Genomic DNA, 22,007 nt, shown 5'->3' on the forward strand with positions numbered 1-22,007 from the left:
CTGGTTACTGACTAGTAACGTCAGGCCATGACCATCGACTCCCGCCTGGTGGCGGCCGGCATGCTCGAAGCGGTGCCCTTCGCCCGTACGCTTGGCTTCGAATTCGTCGAGGTGGCACGCGAGGCGGAGGGCGGGGTGCGGGCAGTCGTCCGGATGCCCGATTCGCCGGCCACCCACAACCACATCGGTGGCCCGCACGCCGGTGCCATGTTCACCCTCGGTGAGACGGCCTCCGGCGCGGTCGTGCTGGCCGCCTTCGGGCAGCTTCTCGACCGCGCCGTGCCGCTCGCCGTCCGGGCCGAGATCGCCTACCGCAAGCTCGCCATGGGCCCGGTGCTGGCCACCGCGCGGCTCGGCCGGCCGGCTCTCGAGGTGATCGACGAGCTGGAGTCCGGCCGGCGGCCGGAGTTCCCTGTCGACGTGGAAATCACGACCGGGGACGGCAAACCCACCTCGGCGATGACCGTGGTCTGGACGCTGCGACCGAACTGAACCGTGCTGGCGGGGTGGAAACAGGTCTGCGAGCCCAGTGGGATAGATTCGTACCGTGCTGGGCTTACCTGCTCACGTGACTGCCTGTCTCTTCGATCTGGACGGTGTGCTGACGCAGACCGCCAGTGTGCACAACACCGCCTGGACGCAGACGTTCGATGATTTTCTCCGGCAGCGCGCCACGGCCTCCGGGGAACCGTTCCAACCATTCGATCCCGGCTCGGACTACAACCGCTACGTCGACGGCCGGCCCCGCGCCGACGGCGTCCGGTCGTTCCTCGCCTCCCGGGGCGTCGTGCTGCCCGAGGGCAGCCCGGACGACCCGCCGGACGCCGACACCGTCAACGGCGTGGGCAACCGTAAGAACGTCCTGCTGCTACAGCGTCTGCGCACCTCCGGCGTCGAGGTCTACCCGGGCTCGGTGCGCTACCTGAAGACGGCGGCGTCCGCCGGGCTCCGCCGGGCCGTGGTGACCGCGAGCGCCAACGGAAGCGAGGTCGTCGCCGCAGCAGGGCTGGAGCCGCTGCTGGAGGCCCGGGTCGACGGGCTGGTCGCCCGGGCTCAGGGGCTGCGCGGCAAACCGCAGCCGGACACCTTCCTCGCCGGGGCCAGGCTGCTCGGCGTCGACCCGACGCAAGCCGCCGTCTTCGAGGACGCACTCTCCGGGGTGGCCGCCGGCCGCGCCGGTGGCTTCGGTTACGTGGTCGGCGTCGACCGGGTCGGGCAGGCCGACGAGTTGCTCGCGCACGGCGCCGACATCGTGGTGAAGGACCTCGCCGACCTGCTCGACTCCGCCGATCCGTCGGCACCGACCCGCGGCGCTGCCGCCCACCACTCGACCGCCGAAGGGGGTCTCGCGTGATCCGGGAGCGGGCCTATCCGGTCGAACCGTGGCACATCCGGGAGACCCAGCTGGACATGGACGTGCTGGCCCAGTCGGAGTCGGTCTTCGCGCTCTCCAACGGGCACGTCGGGCTGCGCGGCAACCTCGACGAGGGTGAGCCGCACGGCCTGCCCGGCACCTACCTCAACTCGTTCTACGAGTTGCGTCCGCTGCCGTACGCGGAGGCGGGCTACGGGTTCCCCGAGTCCGGGCAGACCATCGTCAACGTCACCAACGGCAAACTGATCCGCCTGCTCGTCGACGACGAACCGCTCGACGTGCGCTACGGGGAGCTGCTGGCCCACGAGCGGATCCTCGACCTGAGGGCCGGCACTCTGCACCGGGAGCTGCACTGGCGCTCGCCCGCCGGCCGCGAGGTCAAGGTCCGCAGCACTCGACTCGTCTCGTTCACCCAGCGGTCGGTGGCCGCCATCAGCTACGAGGTGGAGGCCGTCGAAGGCCCGCTGCGGCTGATCGTGCAGTCCGAGTTGGTGGCCAACGAGTCGCTGCCCGCGCAGAGCAAGGACCCCCGGGTCGCAGCGGTGCTGGAATCGCCCTTGCACGCCGAGGAGAAGCTCACCACCCCGGACGGGGGGCAGCTGATCCACCGCACCAAGGTCTCTGGCCTGCGGGTCGCCGCCGCCATGGAGCACGAGGTGCACGGCCCGGACCACATCACCATCGAGTCCGAGGGATACGAGGACTGGGTACGCACCACCATCGCCTGCGTGCTCCAGCCCGGCGAGAAGCTGCGGGTGATCAAGTATCTGGCGTACAGCTGGTCGAGCCGGCGGTCGCTACCCGCGCTGCGCGACCAGGTTGGCGCGGCCCTCGCTGGCGCACGGCTGGACGGCTGGGACGGGCTGCACCGGGAGCAGCGCAACTATCTTGACGCGTTCTGGGACGCAGCCGACGTGCTGGTCGAGGGTGACCCGGAGGTGCAGCAGGCGGTCCGGTTCGGTCTCTTCCACGTGCTCCAGGCCGGCGCCCGCGCCGAGCAGCGACCGATCTCGGCAAAGGGGCTGACCGGCCCCGGTTACGACGGGCACGCATTCTGGGACACCGAGATGTTCGTCCTGCCCGTGCTCACGTACACCCAGCCGAGCGCGGTGCGCAGCGCGTTGCAGTGGCGGCACAGCACGCTGGACTCGGCGAGGGAGCGTGCCGACACGCTCAACCTCAAGGGTGCCGCTTTTCCGTGGCGGACCATCGAGGGGCCGGAATCCTCCGGATACTGGCCGGCCGGCACGGCGGCCTTTCACATCGGTGCCGACATCGCTGATGCCGTGCGCCGTTACGTGATGGTCACCGGAGACACCGAGCTGGAGCGGGAGATCGGGCTGGAGCTGTTGGTGGAGACCGCCCGGCTGTGGCGCTCGATGGGCCACCACGATCGGCACGGGCAGTTCCACATCGACGGTGTCACCGGCCCGGACGAATACACGGCCGTGAAGAACGACAACATCTACACCAACCTGATGGCGCAGCGGAACCTGCTGACCGCCGCCGACGCGGTGATGCGCCACCGGGACGAGGCGTTCCACCTCGGGGTCACCGACGAGGAGGCCGCGAGCTGGCGGGACGCCGCGACCTCGATGCACGTCCCGTACGACGAGGAGCTCGACGTCCACCAGCAGGTGGACGGCTTCACCCGTCTTGAGGAGTGGGACTTCACGAAGACACCGGCGGAAAAATACCCGCTGCTGCTGCACTACCCGTACTTCGAGCTGTACCGCAAGCAGGTGGTCAAGCAGGCTGACCTGGTCCTGGCCATGCACTGGCGAGGGGACGCGTTCACCCCCGAGCAGAAGGTGCGCAACTTCCTCTACTACGAGCGCCGTACCGTACGCGACTCGTCGTTGTCGGCCTGCACCCAGGCGGTGCTCGCCGCCGAGGTGGGCCACCCGGAGTTGGCGCACACCTACCTGCGCGAGGCCGCACTGATGGACCTGCACGACCTCAACGAAAACACCCGGGACGGCGTGCACATGGCCTCATTGGCTGGTGCGTGGCTCGCCCTGGTCAGCGGGTTCGGCGGTCTGCGGGACCATGACGGCAAGCTGTCCTTCACGCCCCGGCTCTCCAGCCGGCTCAACCGGCTGGAGTTCTCCCTGCAATGGCGGGGGCTGTCACTGCGGGTGGATGTCCGGCCGCACCAGACGACATACTCGCTCCGCCACGGCGGCCCGGATGACGTGGTGGAACTGCGCCACCACGACCAGGTGATACGGGTCACCTGCGATGAGCCGGTGACGGTGCCGGTGCCGCCGGCCGAGCCGTCCGGGCCTCCGCCGGAGCACCCACCGGGCAGGTCGCCGCTGCTGCGGTTGCCCGAGCACGAGCAGTGACGGTCGGGGCGGGAGTTTCCCCGCCCCGACCGCCTCGCGCCGGTGTCAGACCGGCTCTCCGGTCGACGGGCGCCCGATCGCGTCTCGGGGCGCCATCGCCCGGGGATCGTCGGGCAGGCGGGCCTCGACGGCCCGGTCTCCGAAGTCCTTGTTGCGCTCGGCGTCCTGTTCCCGCCGGTTCCGTTCGTCGTCCATCTGCTGCTGCTGGGACGTCTGCTGCTTGGCCATGGCGATCCTCGCGATCCGTCGGGGCGCGGTTGCGCCGACACGGTCTGCGGTCGTTCGTCGCGTACCCGACGGCCCTTCCCGCAAACGCGACCTGCGGCGGGGTCCGCCCGATGCGTGCGGCGCGGCGGGCGGGGTATCCAGGTCGCCGGCGAGCACGTGGAGGTGGGGCATGGACGAGCAGCGCAACACGGTGACCATTCCGGTCGGGGACGCTCAACTCCCCGCCGACGTGATGCTGCCCGCTCAGTCGGTCGGTGTCGTGCTCTTCGCGCACGGCAGCGGCAGCTCTCGGCACAGCCCACGCAACGTGTCGGTGGCCCGTGCGCTGAACGGTCGGGGGCTCGGCACGGTGCTGGTGGACCTGCTCACCCCGACCGAGGACGAGGTGGACGCACGCACCGCCGAACTGCGGTTCGACATCGGGCTGCTGGCCAGTCGGCTCGCCGGGATCGTCGACTGGTTGGCGGTCGAGCGCCCCGCCGGCGACGTGCCGATCGGCCTGTTCGGGGCCAGTACGGGGGCCGCCGCCGCCCTGGTCGCGGCGGCGTCCCGCGCGGATCGGGTGAGTGCTGTGGTCAGCCGGGGCGGTCGGCCGGACCTGGCCGCCGACGCGCTGGCTCAGGTGCGTACCCCGACGTTGCTGCTGGTCGGCGGCCTGGACGAGGAAGTGATCACGCTCAACGAGCGGGCGCTGGCCGAGCTGGGGGAGGTCGGTGAGCTACGTGTGGTTCCCGGCGCGACCCATCTCTTCGAGGAGCCCGGCACCCTTGAACAGGTCGCCGACCAGGCGGGCAGCTGGTTCGTCACCCACCTCAGCCGATGATCAGTCCGCCGGCAGGAGGGTCGAGGTGGAGCGACGCTGTTGGACGGTGTCGATGACGCGCCAGAGGACGGCGGTGATCGGGACGCTGACGAAGGCGCCAGCGATGCCCGCGATCAGGGTGCCCGCGGTGACCGTCACCAGGATCACCGCCGGGTGCAGTCGGACCTGCCGCTTCATGACCAGCGGCTCCAGCAGGTTGCCCTCGATCTGCTGCACGGCGATCACCGCGGCGAGGGTGAGCAGTGCGGTGGTGGGGCCGTTCGCGGCAAGTGCGACCAGCACCGCCACCGCGCCGGCCGCCGTCGCCCCGATGATCGGCACGAAACCGCCGAGGAAGGTGATCAGCGCCAGTGGCAGGGCCAGCGGCACCCGCAGCACCACCAGAGCCAGGCCGATGCCGATCGCGTCGATCGCGGCGATCAACATGGTGCCCCGGCTGTACGCACCCAACGTCTGCCAACCTGCCCGGCCGGCCTCGGCCATCACGGCCTGGTTCGGGCCGGATACCCGCGACAGCACCCAGTGCCACATCGACCGGCCGTCCTTGAGCAGGAAGAAGAGCAGCACCAGAGCGAGCAGCGCGGAGCCGAACACCTCGGTCACGGTCCGGGCACCCGCCACCGGGTCCGGCGAGCTGCCGCCCAGCCCTTCTCGGGCCTGGTCGACGAGGCGGTCCAGCTGTGCTTCGGTGACCGGCAGCGTGGAGGTCACGAAGTCCCGGGTGCGTTCAGCCCCCTGCGTCAACTCCTGGCTGAGCTGGTCGAACTGGCTGGCAGTCAGGTTCCATACCAACGCGCCGACGCCGACCAGGATGCCGAGCAGCAGGAGGACGGTGCACAGGGCGGCCAGTGCCGCCGGCAGTCGCAGCCGGCGCAGCAGGAGCAGCACCGGGTCGAGCAGCGCGGTGAGGAAGATGGTGGCGGCCAGCGCGATGGCCAGCGGTGCCAGCAGGACGGCGATCCGGCTCAGCAGGTAGAGCCCGGCGACTGTCACCACCAGGCAGGCGCTCCACAACACCGCGGTCCGGACCAGCCAGGGCAGCGTCGCCCACGTCTGGCGCGGCCCGGTGCCGCCCGTCGTCACTTCGGGTTCCTCTGCCGCCATGTCGGTCCTCCTCGATCTCGACGAGGTCGGTACCCGGCCGGGCGTGTGCCGACACCCGTATCGCCACCGCTGGGCAGGCCGCTGTCCGCGCGGACCGTACGCCGGCCGCGACGTCCCAGGTGGGGGTTCGCGGACCGCACCCAGAACGACCGCGTTTGCACTTTCTGTCCAAGGGAACGTCTCTGGGACAGACCGACTGGAGGAGGAGCGCGCCGTGGGTGACTTCATGGACAAGGCCGAGGACTTCGCCGACAAGCACGACAAGCAGGTCGACCAGGGTGTGCAAAAGGCTGGCGACATGGCCGACAAGCGCACCGGCGGCAAGTACGAGGACCAGATCGACAAGGGCGTGGACCAGGCCCAGGCGCGCACCGGTGAGGGCGACCAGGTCCGTTGACGTGCCGGATGCCTCCCGCGCCGCAGCTTGCTGTTCGGACGCGTACGCAGGACGGGCCGGCCTCCCTGAAAGGGAGACCGGCCCGGTGAACCGTCAGGATCACGAGGAGTAGCCGCGCTCCGCGATCCAGTTGGCGATCTTCGGCAGGCTCATCCAGTACTCGCCCAGCGCCGGGTTGGCCGGGTCGGCGACCCGGATGATGTCGCCACCGTCGCGGTAGCCGACGAGGGTCAGGTAGTGGCCGCCCTCGTACGAGTGCGGGTTGCCGTCGGTGTCCACGGTCGTGCCCTTGACGTTGGCGACCACCGGTCGGCCGGCGTCCACCGCGGCCCGCACGTCCCGGCGTAGCTGCTCGACCTGATCCGGGCGGGCCACCGAGTCACGGATCTCGGTGGTGCGGTACTTGCCGCCGGCCAGTTCGTTCAGCACCCGGGTGGTGTCCAGGGCCGAAGGGGTGCCCGCCTCGGTGGTGCCGAGCAGTTGGGCCACCTCATCCTGGGAGAACGCCTTGCCTTGGGCGGACAACGCCATCCGGGTCGCGGCCGGGCCGCAGTAGTAGAAGTTCGGCTGGGCCTGGTAGTCGATGCCGAGGATCCGCTCCGCCGACCGGTCGGTCTGGTTCGACGAGGTCGGGGCGGCCTGCACCGGGGCAGCCTGTGCGGCTACCGCCGGACCGAGGGCGCAACCGCCGGCGACCAGCAGGCCGACGACGGACAGACCGCTCTTCTGGGCGATCGGGTTCATGGTCGAGTCTCCGTTCGGGGTTGGCGCCTCCGACTGGCGGAGGGCGGCAGCACCGGGAATGGCGCTCGGCAACAGCACGGCGACGACCAGGCGTGCTCTCGGACCTGGGCGTACCAGGTACGTAACGGCTCCGCTCTGGCGGGCATTCCGCCGACGGAGGGAGTGCGGGCGTCGCGAACGCACCGTCACCAAAACGGCCCAAAAGGCTTAAACCTGACACCGGGCATTGCCTGGGCCACGCGGCAGGTCAGAGGCTCCCCAGCAGCCCGGTCACGGTGATCTCGATGACGACCCGCTCCGGATTCGGGCGCGGGGGCCGGTAGCGCTCGGCGTAGCGGCGCTCCGCCTCCGCCACCGCGCCCCGATCCGACCGGAGCACCGCGCGGCCCTCGATGGTCAGCCAGCGTCGGCCATCCACGTGGCAGACGGCCACGGGCGCTCCAGCCGCGCCGGCAGCCGCCACGTGACGGGCCTTGCGCGAGGTGCCGGAGGTGATGACCCGGGCCAGTCCGGCCGCCGGGTCGAGGGTCACCCCGACCGGTACGACGTGCGGGGTGCCGTCGGCACGCAGGGTGGTCAGCGTCGCGAGGTGCCGTTCCGCGCAGAAGGCGACAACGCACTCATCGCGCACGTCCAACCGATGATCGCCCGCCATGCCCGTCCCCTGTCCGCCGAACCGACCTCGATCATGGCACGCGGCGGCGTACCCGGTCCCGATCCGGCGGGGCGTCCGGCTGACCGGGCAGTTGGCGACCCGTCGCCCGGCGTTGGTGCACCAGCCGGGTGAGGTAGATCAACGCGGCGGCCAGGACACCCATGTCATCCAGGTAGATCGGATCGGGGAGCACGTCGATCGGGAAGATCGTGTAGATCAGCGCCCCGTAGAAGGCGACCTTGCCGCCCGCGCCGAGCCCGGTCAGCAGCCGTCGCGTACGCACCACCCGCACCGCCAGCAGCACGGCACCGACCAGTGTGGCGATCGCCAGGATGCCGGCGATCACCACGAGGACCCAGGCCTGTCGGGACATGCCGTCACGCTAACCCACCCGACACCGCTCGGCTCAGAACGCGGGCACCGTCGCTCGGCCGCGGGCGATCACCTTGTTGTCCCGGGTCTGCTCGACCGACGGCCGGGCAACCTCGCTGAGCGAAAGCACCGACGCCGACTCCGCGACCCGTCGTCCGGTGGCAGCGTGGGCCTCCTCGCGCAGACTGCGGGCCGCCGCCACGGCCAGCTCCGCCGCCCGCCAGGCAACCTGCTCCTGCTCGCGGGCGGCGGCGTGCCTGGCCGCCAGGTTGTCCCGGATCGCTCGCTGCAGCACCAGCTCCTGCTCGACCGGGTGCAGCCGCGGGTCCCAGCCGTCGCGGTGCGCGAAGACGCCGCTGAGCTGCTCCACCGACAGCTCCCGCCGCCAGTACGCGTCCAGGGCGGCGCGGTGCAGGTAGCGCTCGCGGTCCACGTACTCGGAGGGAGTCCGGGCGGTGTGCGGGAGCGGCATCGCGGCCGCAGCGCCGAGCCGCCGCACGGCCGCCTCAGCCGCCTCGTACGTCTGCCAGGCTGCCTCGACCGCCTCCTGCGCGGCCACCCACTCCGCCCGGCGGCGCTGCGCGGTGCTGGTCGCCCCCTCCGCGGCCACCGCGACCTCCTGCGCGTAGCGGCTCTGCTCCCGTTCCTCCTGCGCCTGTTCGAGTTGGCTCGGCATGGCCGCGCGGCGGATCCGGGCGCCCGGGTCGAAGCGGAGCCGGCCGGGCCGCAGCAGGAGAGCGGAGACAGCGACCCCGACCACCCCGAGCAGGCTCAGCCAGATGACGGCGGCGCGGGACAGGTCGGGCAGGGCGGCGGAGAGGATGGATTGCATGATCAGCACCTTGCGGTCGAAGGCGGGTATCGACGGGCGGCAGGAGGGGCCCGACAGCACCGGTCGGCCGGGTGGCGGGGTCATCCCGTCGACGACAGCTCAGGTGCCGCGACGGATTACCCGGGACCGGGCCCCGGAGCTAGCGCCGGGCCTGGATCAGCGGGCGGGTGGGCCGCGTCGCGTTGGAGTGCCACGGCCGGGGTCGATGGCCGGTGTGTGCCCCGGGCCCTTTGTGAACGGAGCGGCCACCGCGGCGGTATCGACCGTGCCAGCCGGCGGGGCGGCAGCGGGCTGGCCCGCCCGCTCGGTGACCGGGGCGGCATCGGGGCGGACAGTGGCCACCCGGCTGCTCACGGCACTGGGCCGCAGCTGCGTCGGGGCAGGCGGTGGTGTCGCGGCGAGAACGCCACCGAGGCCGACCGCGAGCACCAGCGCGGTGACCGCCAGCCTGGTCAGGTCCCGCAGTGACCGCAGCACAGCCCGTCGGGCTGGGCGGACACACGCTGCGGACGACACCAGACCAACCTATCGCCCGCCCCGGCATGTCGCAGCACGGCGACGGTCCGGTCCGGCGTGACCGCCACCACCATGCGCACTGTGGACGGCAACGATCGACACCCGAAAACGGAGGTGCCCCCGGGCCGGATCAGATCCGGTCGGGGGCACCGCACATCGTTCCTGTGGCACCACCGGTGGTCAACGTTGCCGGCGGCGGATCGTGGTCAGTCCCCGGTGCCGAGCACCGGAGGCGCGGCGCTCCCGCCGTCCCGCCACACCATCTCGTCCTCGGTCAACCAGGTCAGCCGCTCATCGGAGTCGTCGTCCTGAGGTCGACCGCGCCCGCCGAGCACCCCGGGCCGTCCCGCGCCGCTGCCGGAGCCCGGTCGGGCGTTGCCGCCGGCCGTGGCCGCCCGCCCGCCGTTGGTGCCGCGCTGGCCGTCCATGCTGCGCCCGACCCCGCTGGCGGAGCGACTCTCGGCCGGGGTCGCACCACCGGTCGGACGAGCCGAGGTGGGGGGCGTGCTGCCCGAACCGGCAAGCGCGGCGGTGCGCAGCACTCCGCCGGCCGGTGCCCCGCCCTGTGCTGCGTAGAGCAGACCCGGGCCGGTGCCGGCACCAGGGGTCACCGTGGTCGACCCGGACAGGCCGGCCAGCCCGACGGCACCCCCGCCGAGCAGCGCGCCGCCGACCAGCGGGTCCGCACCGGCGAGTGAGGTGCCGGGGGTGTCGGAGTCGCTGCCAGTGCCATCCGGGCCGGTGCCGACAGCCGGCGTGCCAACGGTGCCCGAACCGTTGTCAACAGGGACCGAGCCGTCGCCGACGACCGGCGGCGGGGCTGCGCGGTCGGGTGTCGCAATGGTCCTGACACCGGTGTGTGCGCTGCCGTCGGTGGTGTTGGGCCCCGAGGTCACCTTGGCGATGGCCGAAACGCTCTGGGGCGTCGTCGGATCCTTGCTGACCGTGCTCGGAGTGTCCGGGTGGGGTTGGGGCGGATCGACCACCCGGTCATAGGCGGACAGCTCGTAACCGGAGGCCAGCTCGGCCACCAGGTTCACCATCCGCTGGTGGGCCTTGTCCTGCTCTTCCTTGTCCTGCTGGTGACCCATGACGCCCATCACGACAGCGCCGGGCAGACCGAACGTGGCGGCACCCTTGAGCGCACCGGAGATCGCCTTGTCGTTGTCGTCGGTCTCCTCCGGGCTCTCGGCCTGCTTCTGGCCGGTGCGCAGGTGGTCGGCCATCATGGTCAGCCCCTGCTTGATGCCGGCCATCCCCTCGCCCAACGCATCGGAGTGGGCGACGATCAGGCTGAGTCGCCGATGGAACTCCCGACCTGCCGAACCTGTCCAGGTGTTGCCGAGCTTCTCGAGGTCGCCGCTCAACTCCCGGCCGACACCGTCCAGAATTCCCTTGAGCTCGGCCCACTGGGCGGCTACGCCCTCGATCTGCTCCGGCTTGCCCGCCATCACGCCGTCGTACAGCTGTTGGTGGCTGCTGCCCTGGTAACGCTGGGTGTATTCAGACACGCCCGTCCTCCTTCGGCTGCAACGCCCGATCAACCCCGTTCAGCGCGGCGGTGACATCGGTGGCGTTGGCTGCGTTACGCGCCTCGGCGGTGCGGTAGTTGGTCAGGATCGTGCTGGTCGCCTGCTGTGCTGCCAGCACCGCCTGCCGGACCCGTTCGGCCTGGTCGACATAGGACTGGTGGACCTCGCTGTAGCGGCGGGCCTTGTCGGTGGCGTCGAAAAACGAGCCCAACGCCGGAGGGCTGCACTGCATCTCGGTGTTGAGTTTGCGCAGCACTGACTCGACCTGGCTCAAGCGCGACGCCAGGTGCCGATGGAAGTCCTCAAGGGACAGCAAATCGACTTCCGTACGCCCGGTCATGGCAACATCCCCGTCGTTCTGGTTGACAACCGTCAGCACCATTCAGGTTAGTCCACCGCTGCGACTCGGTGCGACCCGTCAAAGCTGCTCAGCCGCCGGCCCCGGTCGATCCCATCGGCATCCCACCCCCCGCTCCGCCGGTCGGCGGAGCGCCGCTGGCCGGAGCGGACGGCGTCGACCCCGAGGGCGTCACGGATCCTGACGACGGCGCCGCGGACGTCGACCCCGACGGCAGTGCCGGGGGCGGCGGCGCGGCCGGTGCTGGCCCTTCGGGTGAGAAGACGGCCAGCGCGTCCTCGTAATTCAGCGTCGGCCCGGTCGGGATCAGCGAGAGCAGCGAGCCGGGCACCGCCAGCGGGGTGATCCCGTCGTAGCCGAGCACGCCCAGCGTCGCCGCCGAGCCGAGCGGATACCGGATGCCCTGCGGGGTGATCAGGTAGACCGTCGACCCGGCGGCACCGGATCCGCTGGTCCCGGCACCGGGCGAGGCCTGCACGATGACACCCTTGCCGCCGGGCAGCAGCACTGCCTCGGCGGTGCGTACGGCGTCGCGCCTGGTCTGTCGCACCGGCACCAGGCCCGGATCGCTCGCGGTCAGCTCAGCCGGCGCCCGGTCGAAGACCTCCAGGGTGGTGGTCGGCGGACCGCCCGCGCTGCCCGCCCGGTACGTCGCGCACAGCACGGTCTGACCGGAAACCGTCGGGTAGAAGGTGGGCATCCTCGGCGGCAGCCCTTCCTCCTCCACCCGTTGCTCGACAGATGAATCGGCAGCCTGGTTCGGCGTGATGTCGGTGATCCGACCGCCGTTGCTGACCATCAGCAGAGCGGTGATCTCACTGATCGAGACGAGGCCTTCCCGGGCCAGTACGTAGTGCCGCCCGGCGGCCCTGAACACCTGACCGATGGTGGACGACCGCCCGGCCACGTCCCGGCTGCTGGATTGACCCTCGCCGGGCAGCGACGGCTTGCGCAGCGGTGGCCCGGCCGGTACGGCGTTGATCAGTTGCTGCCCAACCCACAGCTTCGCGGCGTCGGGCAGATTCAACGCGGTGCTGGTCCGTGGCCCGCCGAGTACCTGGAGCCGGGTGTTGTTGGTGAGCACGTACTGCTGGTCGTCCACCGCGACCAGCGCCGCGCCGTCGCCCAGCGGCGTGCCGCCGGGCAGCGCACGGTCGATCACCACCCGGGTGCTGGAACGCTTCATATCGACCGGGTCGGGTACGTCGCAGACCGACCAGGGCAGCCCGGTCAGCGACTTGCGGTCCGGCAGGGCGTCTGGTGCCCCGACGATGCCGAGGGTGACCCCGCGTGGTCGGTCCCGCAGCGACGCCTGGGACATCGTCCGCGGCACCACATCCGGCTTGTTCAGGATCAGGCGGGCCGAGGTGTAGTTGAGCGTCGGATGTAGCTGCCCCCTCATGAACACGTACGTCGCTCCGGTCTCCCGTTCGATGACCAGGGCCTGGTCTTGCAGCGGCGCGGCGTTTCCGGTCAACTGGCCGTAGGCGCCCACCCCGCCGAGCACAACGGCGGCGGCGACGACACTGCCGAAGACGGCCATGCCGAGCCGTCGCATCGGCAGGTTGGTGGTCTCCGGATCGCCCGACAGCAACGCGGAGACGATCCGACGGGTGACGAAGCGGTACGCCTGCACCTGATCGCGGCGGGTCCGCATGACTTACCTCCGGCAGGGTGGATCCGCGACGATCAGGTCGGGGTGCCGTCGCGGGCTTCCCTACGATAAGGGGCCGACGGCGGTTCCTCGGGACCACCGCTCGTGGCCGGCACCGGACCGACCCGGCGCAGAGCCGTACCGTGCAGGAGGGACAGTCAGCGATGACACAGGTTCAGGTGCGACCCGCCCGAGCGGCAGCGGACCCGTCCGACGTTCCGACGCGGTCGGCGCCCCCGACCGACCGGCCCGGCCGTGGACGGGTCGGCCCCGTTCTGGTTGGGCAGCTCGTCGTGCTGGAGCTGTGCGCGCTCGGTGTCTGGGCGGCGGCGGCCGGGCCCAGCTGGGTGTTCGCCGCGGTGGGCGCCCTGGCGGTGCTGATCATTGTTGCGGCCTTCGCCCGCCGAGGTGGCCGTTGGTGGTTCGAGGACCTGCTGTTGCGCCGGCGGCTGCGGCGACGCGGCGAGCGCGCGTCAGCCGCGCTGGCTGGCGGCTCGGCGACGGACCCACGGTTGGCCGCGCTCGCCCCCGAGTTGAGCGTCATCGAGTTGACCGACCGGGGCACCCGGCTCGGCATCGGGCAGGACGACCAGGGCTGGTTCGCCGCGGTCGCGCTGCAGTCCGTCAGTGGCGCGACGGTTGGCTCCGTGGATGCCTCCACGGTGGATGCCGTGCTGCGGGTGCTCGCGGACTTCAGCGCCCCGGTGTCCCGGGCCCAGGTTGTCGCACACACCCTGGTCTGGTATCCGGCGCCCGGTGCCCCGCCGGCGGCGCACCGGACCGTCTGGGTGGCGCTGCGGCTCACCGTCCGCGACGCCCGGGTGGAGGCGGTGAGCCGGGGCGGCGGGCTGCCCGGGGTGCACCGGACAGTGGCTGCGGGGATCGGTCGGCTCGGCAAGGCGCTCACCTCCGCGGGCCTGGCCCATCGGCCGCTGGGCCGTGAGGAACTGCGGGCGGCGATCGTCTCGGCCGCCGGCCTGGACCTGGTGCCGGAGGCGCCGGCGGAAACCTGGCGCGGGCTGCGCGGCGGCGGCTGGACCCACCGCTGCATGGCTCTGCGGGGCCGTTCGGACGCGCCGCTCGGCCCGCTCGTGGACGCGATCACCGCGACCTCGGCGCCGTCGCACACGGTGGCCGCGACGGTATCGGTGGACGGCCGGGTGGCGGCGCCGCTGTTGCGGGTCGCAGCGATGGACAATCACGTCGAGGCGCTGGTCAAGGTGGTGAGTGAGGTCGCGCAGCGGGCAGGCACGTCCACCCGGCCCATGGACGGTCAACACGGTCCGGGCGTCTACGCCACCGCTCCGGTCGCGTCGGCGCTGGGCGTCTCCACCCGTCCGTGACCGCGCGGGGCGGCACGCGCGGTCAGGGCCGGAGGTTGACGATCCAGCCGTAGAGGCCGCAGACCCAGAAGGCGAGCGGGACCAGCGAGATGATCAGCAGGATCTCGGCGATGTCGAGCAGCCGGCCCCAGACCGGCGAGATGCGCTTGCCGGCGACGGTCAGACCGTAGATCAGGCTGACCACGGCGGCCAGCACCAGCCCGCCGAGGATCAGGCCGAGCCGGACCGGCAGCGACCCGCCGGTGAAGGTGGTCGCGGCGGCCAGACCCAGCCCCACGGTGCCGGCCAGCAGCACCGGGGTGCGCTGGGCGCGGCCCAGGAGCGGTCGGGCCCGGAGCAGCGAGAGCAGGGCCAGCACCAGGCAGAGCAGCACCGCCGACAGGCGCCCGTCCAGGGCCAGCACCAGTTGCGCGCCCAGCACCAACAGGGACACCGTCCACAGCAGACCCGTCAGGAACTGGTCGGCGCGTTCACTCTGCTGGAGCACCTGCCGGCCGTCCACCGACTCGCTGTCGGTCTTCAGGTCCTCCGGACCGGTCGGGATCGACGGCACCGGCAGCCGGGCCAGCCGGTAGGCCGCCATCGGCAACGCCGGCACCACGCCGAACGCGACCGCCGCCACCACCGCGGCGGAGGCCGGCGCGTCGAGGTCGAAAACCAGACAGAGCATCGCGCCCAGGCCGGTCGCGGCCCCCACCCCGATCGCGGCGAAAAAGAGGGGGTACCGGTCGCCGACCGCCAGCACGGCCACCGCACCGGCGACCACCGCGGCGGTCGCCGCGAGCAGGACGTGCGGACTGGCCAGCTCGGTCAGCGGTCGATCGCCGGCGAGCAGCAGCAGGCCGCCGGTGGCGGCATACGCCAGGCCGACCATGGCCAGCACCGCGCCGGTGCGGCTGTCGCCGGCGGCCCTGGACAGCACCGCCGCGCCTACCAGCAGCGCCACCGCGACGAGCAGGGCCGCCACCGCGCCGGGCAGGTGCGGCGGGCCGGCGAAGAGCGCGGCCAGCGCGCCCGCGCCGAGCGCCGCCGCGGCGAAGAGCACCGCGAAGGACCGGGTCGCGGCGACCTGCCAGGCGCCGGGGCGTTGATTTGTCGCGGTCGCGACCGCGTCCACCACGTCGTCGAAGACGATTTCCGGGGCCGCCGCGGACCGGGGGTTGAAGTAGAGCACCTCACCGTCACGGACGCTGAGCTGCGCAGCGGTGCGCCCGCCGTCCAGGGGTGCACCGCCCAACCGGGACAGAGCCCAGCCGCCGTGCCGCGCGCCCTCGTCGGCCATGTCCTCACCGGCGTAGCGCAGCAGGGTGGGCAGCAGATCGGCCATCGGCACGTCCGATGGCAGCGCCAGGTCCATCCGGGTACGGGGAGCCACGATGGTGATCCGGCTCAGACCACCGGTCGCCGTCTTCGTCGCCACGGTGGCCTCCAGGTGTGCGTCTGTGATCGGCTGGCTGCGATGCTGCGGTCCGGGTCCACTGCGTCCACGGCAGATTACCTACGATGACGGGCACGTACGATGCCCACCCGCGGGCTGTGTTCCGTGGGCGCACGTCATCAGGGCCGCTTCTGGGGAGGAGACAGCCGTGAGCACGGTGGTTTTCCGCCGGCTCCCGCGTCAGCCGGGGCCGGCCTTACCGCGCGGCGAGGTGCTGCTGGAGTCTCCTCCGGAGCTGCCCGAGCCGACACCCCGCGGGATGGGGCAACTGCTCATGATCCTGCCGATGTTCTGCGGGGTCGGCGCGATGGCGTTCCTCTACGCCGGCAGGGGCGGCGGCATGATGACGTACGTCGCCGGTGGTCTGTTCGGTGTCTCGATGCTCGGCATGGCGATCGGCTCGCTGGCCAACAGCGGTGGCAAGGACAAGGCCGAGTTGAACGCCGACCGCCGCGACTACATGCGCTACCTGGCCCAGATGCGTAAGCGCACCCGGCGTGCCGCCGAGCAGCAGCGGGCCGCTATGGCCTGGCGGCACCCGGAGCCCGACGCGCTCTGGTCGATCGCCGCATCCCGGCGACTCTGGGAGCGACGGATCACCGAGGACGACTTCGGCGAGACCCGGATCGCGCTCGGCCCGCAGCGTCTGGCGGTGGAGATCGTTCCACCGGAGACGAAGCCGGTGGAGGACCTGGAGCCGATGAGCGCCATCGCGCTCCGCCGCTTCGTTCGCGCGCACTCCAGCGTGCCCGATCTGCCGACGGCGCTGTCGGTGCGCGCGTTCAGCCGGGTGGTGCTGCGCGGCGACCGTGACGCCGTGCTCGACCTGACCCGGGCGGCGCTCGGGCAGCTGGCCACCTTCCACGCCTCGGACGACCTGGTGATCGCGGTGGTCGCCGCGCCCGACCGCCAGTCGTCCTGGGACTGGGTGAAGTGGCTGCCGCACGCGCACCACAGTGGCCGGACCGACGCGGCCGGCGCACGCCGGCTGGTCTTCGCCAGCCTGACCGAGGCCGAGGCGTCGCTCGCCGGTGAGCTGGCTGGGCGGCCTCGGTTCGCGCCGGAGGCCAAGCCGCTGACCACCGCCCCGCATTTGGTCGTGGTGATCGACGGTGGCGAGATCTCGCCAACCTGCCAGCTGGTGGGCCCGGGGCTGCTCGGCGCCACCGTGATCGACCTCTCCGGGACGGTGCCGCGCGACGCCGGCCGCTGGCTGCTCTGCCTCGACGTGGCTGACGGAAGCTCGCTCGACCTGGTCCGGGGCAGCTCGTCGTCGCCGCTGGGTCGGCCCGACCGGCTCAGCGCCGAGGCCGCCGAGGGGCTGGCCCGTCAGATCGCCCCCTACCGGCTTTCCCAGCAGCAGGCCAGCAGTGACGAGCCGCTGGCCCGCAGCACGGAGTTGCCGGACCTGCTCGGCGTGGGTGACGCCGCGACGGTGGACGTGCAAAACACCTGGCGTCCGCGTGGTCACCGGGACCGGCTGCGTATCCCGCTCGGCGTCGGCCCGGATGGCAACGTGGTCGAGCTCGACTTCAAGGAGTCGGCGCACGAAGGCATGGGCCCGCACGGTCTGGTGATCGGTGCCACCGGGTCCGGCAAGAGCGAGTTGCTCCGTACGGTGGTGGCCGCGTTGGCGGTGACCCACTCGTCGGAGGAACTGAACTTCGTCCTGGTGGACTTCAAGGGCGGCGCGACGTTCGCCTCGCTGGAGGCGCTGCCGCACACCAGCGCGGTGATCACCAACCTGGCCGACGAGCTGCCGCTGGTCGACCGGATGCGCGACGCCCTCGCTGGCGAGATGGTGCGCCGGCAGGAGCTGCTGCGGGCGGCCGGCAACTACGTCTCGCGCTTCGAGTACGAAAAGGCCCGTGCGGCCGGTGAGCCGCTGGCCCCGATGCCCAGCCTGTTGATCATCTGCGACGAGTTCAGCGAGTTGCTCGCCGCCAAGCCGGATTTCATCGACCTGTTCGTGATGATCGGCCGGTTGGGCCGATCGCTCGGCGTGCACCTGCTGCTGGCCAGTCAGCGGCTCGAAGAGGGCAAGCTGCGCGGCCTGGACACCCACCTGTCGTACCGGATCGGTCTGCGTACCTTCTCCGCCGTGGAGAGCCGGATCGTGCTTGGCGTGCCGGACGCGTACGAGCTGCCGAACGCGCCGGGCCACGGCTACCTGAAGACGGACACCAGCACGATGCTGCGGTTCCGGGCCGCGTACGTGTCCGGGGCGTACCGGGCGCCGGGGCAGCAGGCCTCCGCCTCGCAGGCGCTGGTGCAACGTCGGATCGTGCCGTACGGCCTCGATTTCATTCCGGCACAGGTCCCGCAGATGCCGGTGGACACCGCTCCGGAGCCGGACCAGCCGGCCGACGGCAAGGCCGTGGCGATGCTCGACGTGCTGATCGACCAGCTCAGAGGTCGGGGCCGCCCTGCCCACCAGGTGTGGCTGCCGCCACTGGCGGACCCGCCGGGTCTGGGCGAGCTGCTCGGCCCGCTGGCGGTCGACCCGACCTACGGGCTGTGCACGGCGTCCTGGTCCGGGCGCGGACGGCTGACCGTGCCGGTCGGCGTGGTCGACCGCCCTTACGAGCAGCGCCGCGACCCGATGATGGTCGAGCTGGCCGGGGCCGGCGGCAACGTGGTCATCGTCGGCCGCTCACTGAGTGGCAAGAGCACGCTGCTGCGTACGCTGCTCGCCTCGCTCGCGCTCACCCACACGCCGCGTGAGGTGCAGTTCTTCTGCCTGGACTTCGGCGGGGGCGCGCTGCGCAGCCTGGAGCGCCTGCCGCACCTGGCCGGGGTGGCCGGTCGCCGGGACGTCGAGGCGGTCCGCCGGACGGTGGCTGAGGTGGTCGCCGTCCTGGACGACCGGGAGAACCGCTTCGCCCAGCACGGCATCGACTCGGTGGCCAGCTACCGTCGTCGCCGCGCCGCCGGCGAGTTCGCCGATGACCCGTTCGGTGACGTGTTCCTGGTGGTGGACGGCTGGAACACGCTGCGCCAGGAGTACGAGGAGCTGGAGCAGACCATCACCACGCTGGCCAACCGGGGCCTCGGCTTCGGCGTGCACGTGGTGCTCACCGCGGTGCGGTGGGCGGAAATCCGGATCAACATGCGGGATCTGCTCGGCACCAAGCTGGAGCTGCGCCTCGGCGACGCGTCCGAGTCCGAGATCGACCGCCGCGCGGCGATGAACGTGCCGGAGAAGTCGCCGGGTCGCGGCCTGACCCGGGACAAGTTGCACTTCCTCACCGCCATCTCGCGGGTCGACGGCCGTCGGGACATTGAGGATCTCAGCGAGGCATCGCTGTCCCTGGCCGGCCACGTGGCGGCGAATTGGCCGGGCCGTCCGGCGCCGAAGGTGCGGCTGCTGCCGCGTCGGCTGCCGGTGACCGAGCTGGCCCGGATCATCGATCGGTCGGCACCCGGTCTGCCGATCGGGGTCAACGAGTCGGCGCTCGCGCCGGTCTACCTCGACCTGACCAACGAGCCGCACCTGACGGTGTTCGGCGACGCGGAGTGCGGCAAGACCAACCTGCTGCGGTTGATCGCCCAGGGCATCACCGAGCGGTACACGCCCGCTCAGGCCCGGCTGGTGATCGCCGATTACCGGCGTGGCCTGCTGGGGGCGGTGGAGGGCGATCACCTGCTCGACTACGCACCGTCCAACCAGGCATTCGCCCAGGGGCTCGGCTCGATTCGCAGCGCGCTGTCCAACCGGCTGCCCGGTCCGGACGTGACCACCGCACAGCTGCGCGATCGCAGCTGGTGGAAGGGTCCGGACCTGTATGTCCTGGTGGACGACTACGACCTGGTCGCCTCCGGTGGCAGCAACCCGCTCAGCGCCCTGCAGGAGCTGTTGCCGCAGGCCCGCGACATCGGTCTGCACCTGATCATCACACGTCGGGTCGGTGGGGTGTCCCGGGCGCTCTACGAGCCGGTGCTGCAGCGGTTGCGCGAGTTGGACTCGCCGGGCCTACTGATGTCCGGCAACCGAGAGGAGGGCGCGGTCTTCGGCACGTTGCGCCCGAGCCCGCAACCGCCCGGCCGGGGCACCCTCGTCCGCCGTCGCGATGGCCAGCAGCTGATCCAGACCGCCTGGTCTGAGCCGTCCTGAGTGGATCGGGCGTTCGGTGGGGCGTGGTGAACCATCCCGGTCCGATTCACCACCATCCATTGAACGTCGCCGACCAGGGCTGCGGTGGCTGGACAGGTTCCGCTACGGTCTTCACAGGAGTGTCCGTCGGTGGGGTGTTGGTGCCTTGCCGCGGGGGAGGGGTGCGGCGAAGCCGCCACCACAACATGACGGAAGGGTGTGAAGCATGGCGTTCGAGGTCGAAGCTGCGACTCTGCATACCGCCGCGAGTGACGTGCGGTCCACGCGCAGCGAGGTCGACGGCGAGCTGAAGAAGCTGTGGAACGTGGTCGACGACCTGGCCATGGCGTGGAAGGGTCAGGCGTCCACGGGCTTCCAGTCGCTGATGACGCGCTGGAACGAGGACACCGTCAAACTGCTGACGGCGATGGACAGCATCGCGGAACTGCTCGACAAGTCGGGTACGACGCACCAGGTCAACGACGAAGAGCAGCAGCAGATGCTGGACAAGTTCCACTCTGCTCTCAACCCGTGATCTGCAGCGAGCAGAGGAGGAAATCGTGACGATCAAGGTTGACTACGCGGTCCTCGAGAGCAGCAACCAGCAGATGTTGGCCATCTCGAAGACCATCGACGAGAAGCTCGACACGCTGCGGTCAATGCTGTCCAAGCTCCACTGGGACGGTGAGGACCGGGTTGCCTACGAGCAGCACCAGGCGAAGTGGGACACGGCGGTCCGGGACATCAACCGGATCCTGAACGAGATCGGCGGTGCCGTCGGCATCGCCCGTGAGAACTACGTCTCCACCGAGATGAGCAACTCCAAGGTGTGGCGCTGAGGCATTCGCCGCTGCGGCTCCGGTCCGGGTTCGCCCCCGACCGGAGCCGCATTGCGTTGCGTCGGCAGCGCGGCGTCCCGCCGGTCAGCCGGCAGCCGGTGAGTCCGTGCGTCGGCCCGGGCGCCAGCCGCGCTGACGGCCCCGGGCCACGATCGGTCGCGCGATAAGCAGCAGCAGGGTGAGCAGCCCGCCTATCGCCGCCGCCCAGATCGCGACCGGGCGTTGCCAGCTCAGCGGGTCGTCGTGCACGACGGGCGCCGGGATCGCGCCGGCGGGCGGGTTCGCCCGGGTGCCGAGCAGGCTCGACACCGCCCGGTACGGGTTGACCACCCCGTAACCGATGTCGGCGTTGCGGCCCTCCGGTGGGTTGTCCGCAGTGCGTTCCAGCCGATCGGCGACCTGCTGCGGGTTGAGATTCGGGTAGGCGGCCCGGACCAGCGCGACCACTCCCGTGACGTACGCGGCGGCGTAGCTGGTGCCGCCCTCTGCCACGAGGCGGTAGCCGGGCCCGTTGGGTGCCGGCCCGATGATCTGCAACCCCGGTGCGGCGATGTCGACGTAGTCGCCGCTGATCGAGGTGCCCACGTGACCGCCCTGCTCGTCCACCCCACCGACAGCGATCACCCCGGGGTACGCGGCCGGGTATCCCGGCCGGTCCGTTTGCTGCCCCGTCCCGTTGCCGGCGGCGGCGACCAGCACGACCTTCTTGGCCAGCGCGCGCTCGACGGACGCCGTCAGTTCGGTGCTGGGAATTGTCGTCAGGGACAGGTTGATCACGTCGGCGCCCTGCGCGACCGCCCAGTCGATGGCCGCGGCGATCTCGCCGGGAAGCTTCGGGTCGCTGGTTCCCCCGAGTTTCGGCAGGACCCGGATCGGCAGGATGCGGGCGGCCGGGGCGATGCCGCTGAACGGAACGCCCATGCCCTCCCGACCCGCGATGATGCCGGCGATCATCGTGCCGTGCCCGGCTTCGTCGCACTGGCCCTTGTTGGCCGCCAGGTCGTTGAAGTCGCGGCCCTCGAGCACCTGGCCCTCAAGGAGCGGGTGGGTGGCGGAGACCCCGGAGTCGATCACCGCCACCGTCACTCCGGCGCCCCGGGACAGCTGCCACGCCGAGGACGGCTCCAGCCGGCGCAGCGCCCACGGCATCTCGGTCAGGCGCTCATCACCGCGTGGACCACAGTTGGGCGGTGCTGCGGTCGCTGGGGTGGGTGCCACCAGGCCGGTGCCGAGCAGGGCCGCCAGCGTTGCGCTGAGGACGCCCCGAACGGCACGTCTGGTACGGCGGGACGTGTTGGTCGCGCTCAACGGCGGGCATTCGCGCACCCGCAAAGATTACCGCTGTGCCCTGGCGGG

At 71.5% G+C, this 22,007-nt stretch carries 21 protein-coding genes; 9 read left to right on the plus strand and 12 right to left on the minus strand.

Annotated elements, in window-relative coordinates; genetic code table 11:
• The first annotated feature begins 27 nt into the window (after positions 1-27).
• The 3 genes from OG811_RS13275 to OG811_RS13285 are packed head-to-tail and all read left to right on the plus strand — an operon-like array spanning position 28 to position 3,723.
• Positions 28-492: a DUF4442 domain-containing protein gene (locus OG811_RS13275; protein ID WP_406074525.1), complete on the plus strand. Its 465-nt coding sequence runs from the start codon at positions 28-30 to the stop codon at positions 490-492.
• 55 nt (positions 493-547) lie between these two features.
• Positions 548-1,354: a beta-phosphoglucomutase family hydrolase gene (locus tag OG811_RS13280; protein WP_406074526.1), complete on the plus strand. Its 807-nt coding sequence runs from the start codon at positions 548-550 to the stop codon at positions 1,352-1,354.
• A complete protein-coding gene (locus tag OG811_RS13285) occupies positions 1,351-3,723 on the plus strand; it encodes a glycoside hydrolase family 65 protein (protein ID WP_406074527.1) in 2,373 nt (790 codons plus the stop codon). The genes OG811_RS13280 and OG811_RS13285 overlap by 4 nt, the downstream gene beginning before the upstream one ends.
• A 45-nt stretch (positions 3,724-3,768) precedes the next feature.
• Here the strand turns inward: OG811_RS13285 and OG811_RS13290 are convergent, their stop codons facing one another.
• Positions 3,769-3,951, minus strand: coding sequence for a hypothetical protein (locus tag OG811_RS13290; RefSeq protein WP_406074529.1), 183 nt, complete (start codon positions 3,949-3,951; stop codon positions 3,769-3,771).
• 169 nt (positions 3,952-4,120) lie between these two features.
• Between OG811_RS13290 and OG811_RS13295 the strand changes: the two genes are divergently transcribed.
• Positions 4,121-4,774 (plus strand): dienelactone hydrolase family protein, encoded by a 654-nt coding sequence (locus OG811_RS13295; protein WP_406074530.1) that lies wholly within the window; start codon positions 4,121-4,123, stop codon positions 4,772-4,774.
• Here OG811_RS13295 and OG811_RS13300 read toward each other — a convergent pair whose 3' ends face one another.
• On the minus strand, positions 4,775-5,878 hold the full coding sequence (locus OG811_RS13300; RefSeq protein ID WP_406074532.1) for an AI-2E family transporter: 1,104 nt from the start codon (positions 5,876-5,878) through the stop codon (positions 4,775-4,777).
• A gap of 214 nt (positions 5,879-6,092) precedes the next feature.
• On the opposite strand from OG811_RS13300, the gene OG811_RS13305 reads away from it, so the two are divergent.
• Complete coding sequence (locus tag OG811_RS13305; RefSeq protein ID WP_406074534.1) at positions 6,093-6,275, plus strand: antitoxin; 183 nt, start codon at positions 6,093-6,095, stop codon at positions 6,273-6,275.
• A 99-nt stretch (positions 6,276-6,374) separates the two neighbouring features.
• On the opposite strand, the gene OG811_RS13310 is transcribed toward OG811_RS13305, so the two are convergent.
• The 8 genes from OG811_RS13310 to eccB all read right to left on the minus strand — a co-directional run bounded on the left by OG811_RS13310 (position 6,375) and on the right by eccB (position 12,941).
• Positions 6,375-7,019 (minus strand): C39 family peptidase, encoded by a 645-nt coding sequence (locus OG811_RS13310; protein WP_406074536.1) that lies wholly within the window; start codon positions 7,017-7,019, stop codon positions 6,375-6,377.
• Positions 7,020-7,266: 247 nt separating this feature from the next.
• On the minus strand, positions 7,267-7,674 hold the full coding sequence (locus OG811_RS13315; protein ID WP_406074538.1) for a pyridoxamine 5'-phosphate oxidase family protein: 408 nt from the start codon (positions 7,672-7,674) through the stop codon (positions 7,267-7,269).
• Between the two features lie 31 nt (positions 7,675-7,705).
• Entirely contained in the window at positions 7,706-8,047 is a 342-nt protein-coding gene (locus tag OG811_RS13320) for a hypothetical protein (RefSeq protein WP_406074540.1), read from the minus strand.
• Between the two features lie 33 nt (positions 8,048-8,080).
• On the minus strand, positions 8,081-8,878 hold the full coding sequence (locus tag OG811_RS13325) for a hypothetical protein (RefSeq protein ID WP_406074541.1): 798 nt from the start codon (positions 8,876-8,878) through the stop codon (positions 8,081-8,083).
• A gap of 156 nt (positions 8,879-9,034) precedes the next feature.
• On the minus strand, positions 9,035-9,394 hold the full coding sequence (locus OG811_RS13330) for a hypothetical protein (RefSeq protein ID WP_406074543.1): 360 nt from the start codon (positions 9,392-9,394) through the stop codon (positions 9,035-9,037).
• Positions 9,395-9,600: 206 nt separating this feature from the next.
• Positions 9,601-10,905 (minus strand): hypothetical protein, encoded by a 1,305-nt coding sequence (locus OG811_RS13335; protein ID WP_406074545.1) that lies wholly within the window; start codon positions 10,903-10,905, stop codon positions 9,601-9,603.
• Positions 10,898-11,266, minus strand: a complete 369-nt coding sequence (locus OG811_RS13340) for a hypothetical protein (protein WP_406074547.1) — start codon at positions 11,264-11,266, stop codon at positions 10,898-10,900. Before OG811_RS13340 ends, OG811_RS13335 begins: the two co-directional genes overlap by 8 nt.
• 88 nt (positions 11,267-11,354) lie before the next feature.
• The gene (gene eccB, locus OG811_RS13345; RefSeq protein WP_406074549.1) at positions 11,355-12,941 is read right to left on the minus strand and encodes a type VII secretion protein EccB; all 1,587 of its coding nucleotides are present in this window, start codon (positions 12,939-12,941) and stop codon (positions 11,355-11,357) included.
• 161 nt (positions 12,942-13,102) lie between these two features.
• On the opposite strand from eccB, the gene OG811_RS13350 reads away from it, so the two are divergent.
• Positions 13,103-14,281, plus strand: a complete 1,179-nt coding sequence (locus OG811_RS13350) for a type VII secretion protein EccE (RefSeq protein ID WP_406074551.1) — start codon at positions 13,103-13,105, stop codon at positions 14,279-14,281.
• A 22-nt stretch (positions 14,282-14,303) separates the two neighbouring features.
• Here OG811_RS13350 and eccD read toward each other — a convergent pair whose 3' ends face one another.
• Entirely contained in the window at positions 14,304-15,701 is a 1,398-nt protein-coding gene (gene eccD / locus OG811_RS13355; protein ID WP_406074552.1) for a type VII secretion integral membrane protein EccD, read from the minus strand.
• 166 nt (positions 15,702-15,867) lie between these two features.
• Between eccD and eccCa the strand changes: the two genes are divergently transcribed.
• From eccCa to OG811_RS13370, 3 genes are all read left to right on the plus strand, one after another.
• The gene (gene eccCa, locus OG811_RS13360) at positions 15,868-19,833 is read left to right on the plus strand and encodes a type VII secretion protein EccCa (RefSeq protein WP_406074554.1); all 3,966 of its coding nucleotides are present in this window, start codon (positions 15,868-15,870) and stop codon (positions 19,831-19,833) included.
• A 205-nt stretch (positions 19,834-20,038) separates the two neighbouring features.
• Positions 20,039-20,347, plus strand: a complete 309-nt coding sequence (locus tag OG811_RS13365) for a WXG100 family type VII secretion target (protein ID WP_406074556.1) — start codon at positions 20,039-20,041, stop codon at positions 20,345-20,347.
• Positions 20,348-20,372: 25 nt separating this feature from the next.
• The gene (locus OG811_RS13370; RefSeq protein WP_406074557.1) at positions 20,373-20,651 is read left to right on the plus strand and encodes a WXG100 family type VII secretion target; all 279 of its coding nucleotides are present in this window, start codon (positions 20,373-20,375) and stop codon (positions 20,649-20,651) included.
• Positions 20,652-20,735: 84 nt separating this feature from the next.
• Here the strand turns inward: OG811_RS13370 and mycP are convergent, their stop codons facing one another.
• Positions 20,736-21,977, minus strand: coding sequence for a type VII secretion-associated serine protease mycosin (gene mycP / locus OG811_RS13375; RefSeq protein WP_406074559.1), 1,242 nt, complete (start codon positions 21,975-21,977; stop codon positions 20,736-20,738).
• Between the last annotated feature and the right edge of the window lie 30 nt (positions 21,978-22,007).

The organism is Micromonospora sp. NBC_01638, from assembly GCF_045209745.1.
In the GTDB taxonomy this organism is placed as follows: Bacteria; Actinomycetota; Actinomycetes; order Mycobacteriales; family Micromonosporaceae; genus Micromonospora.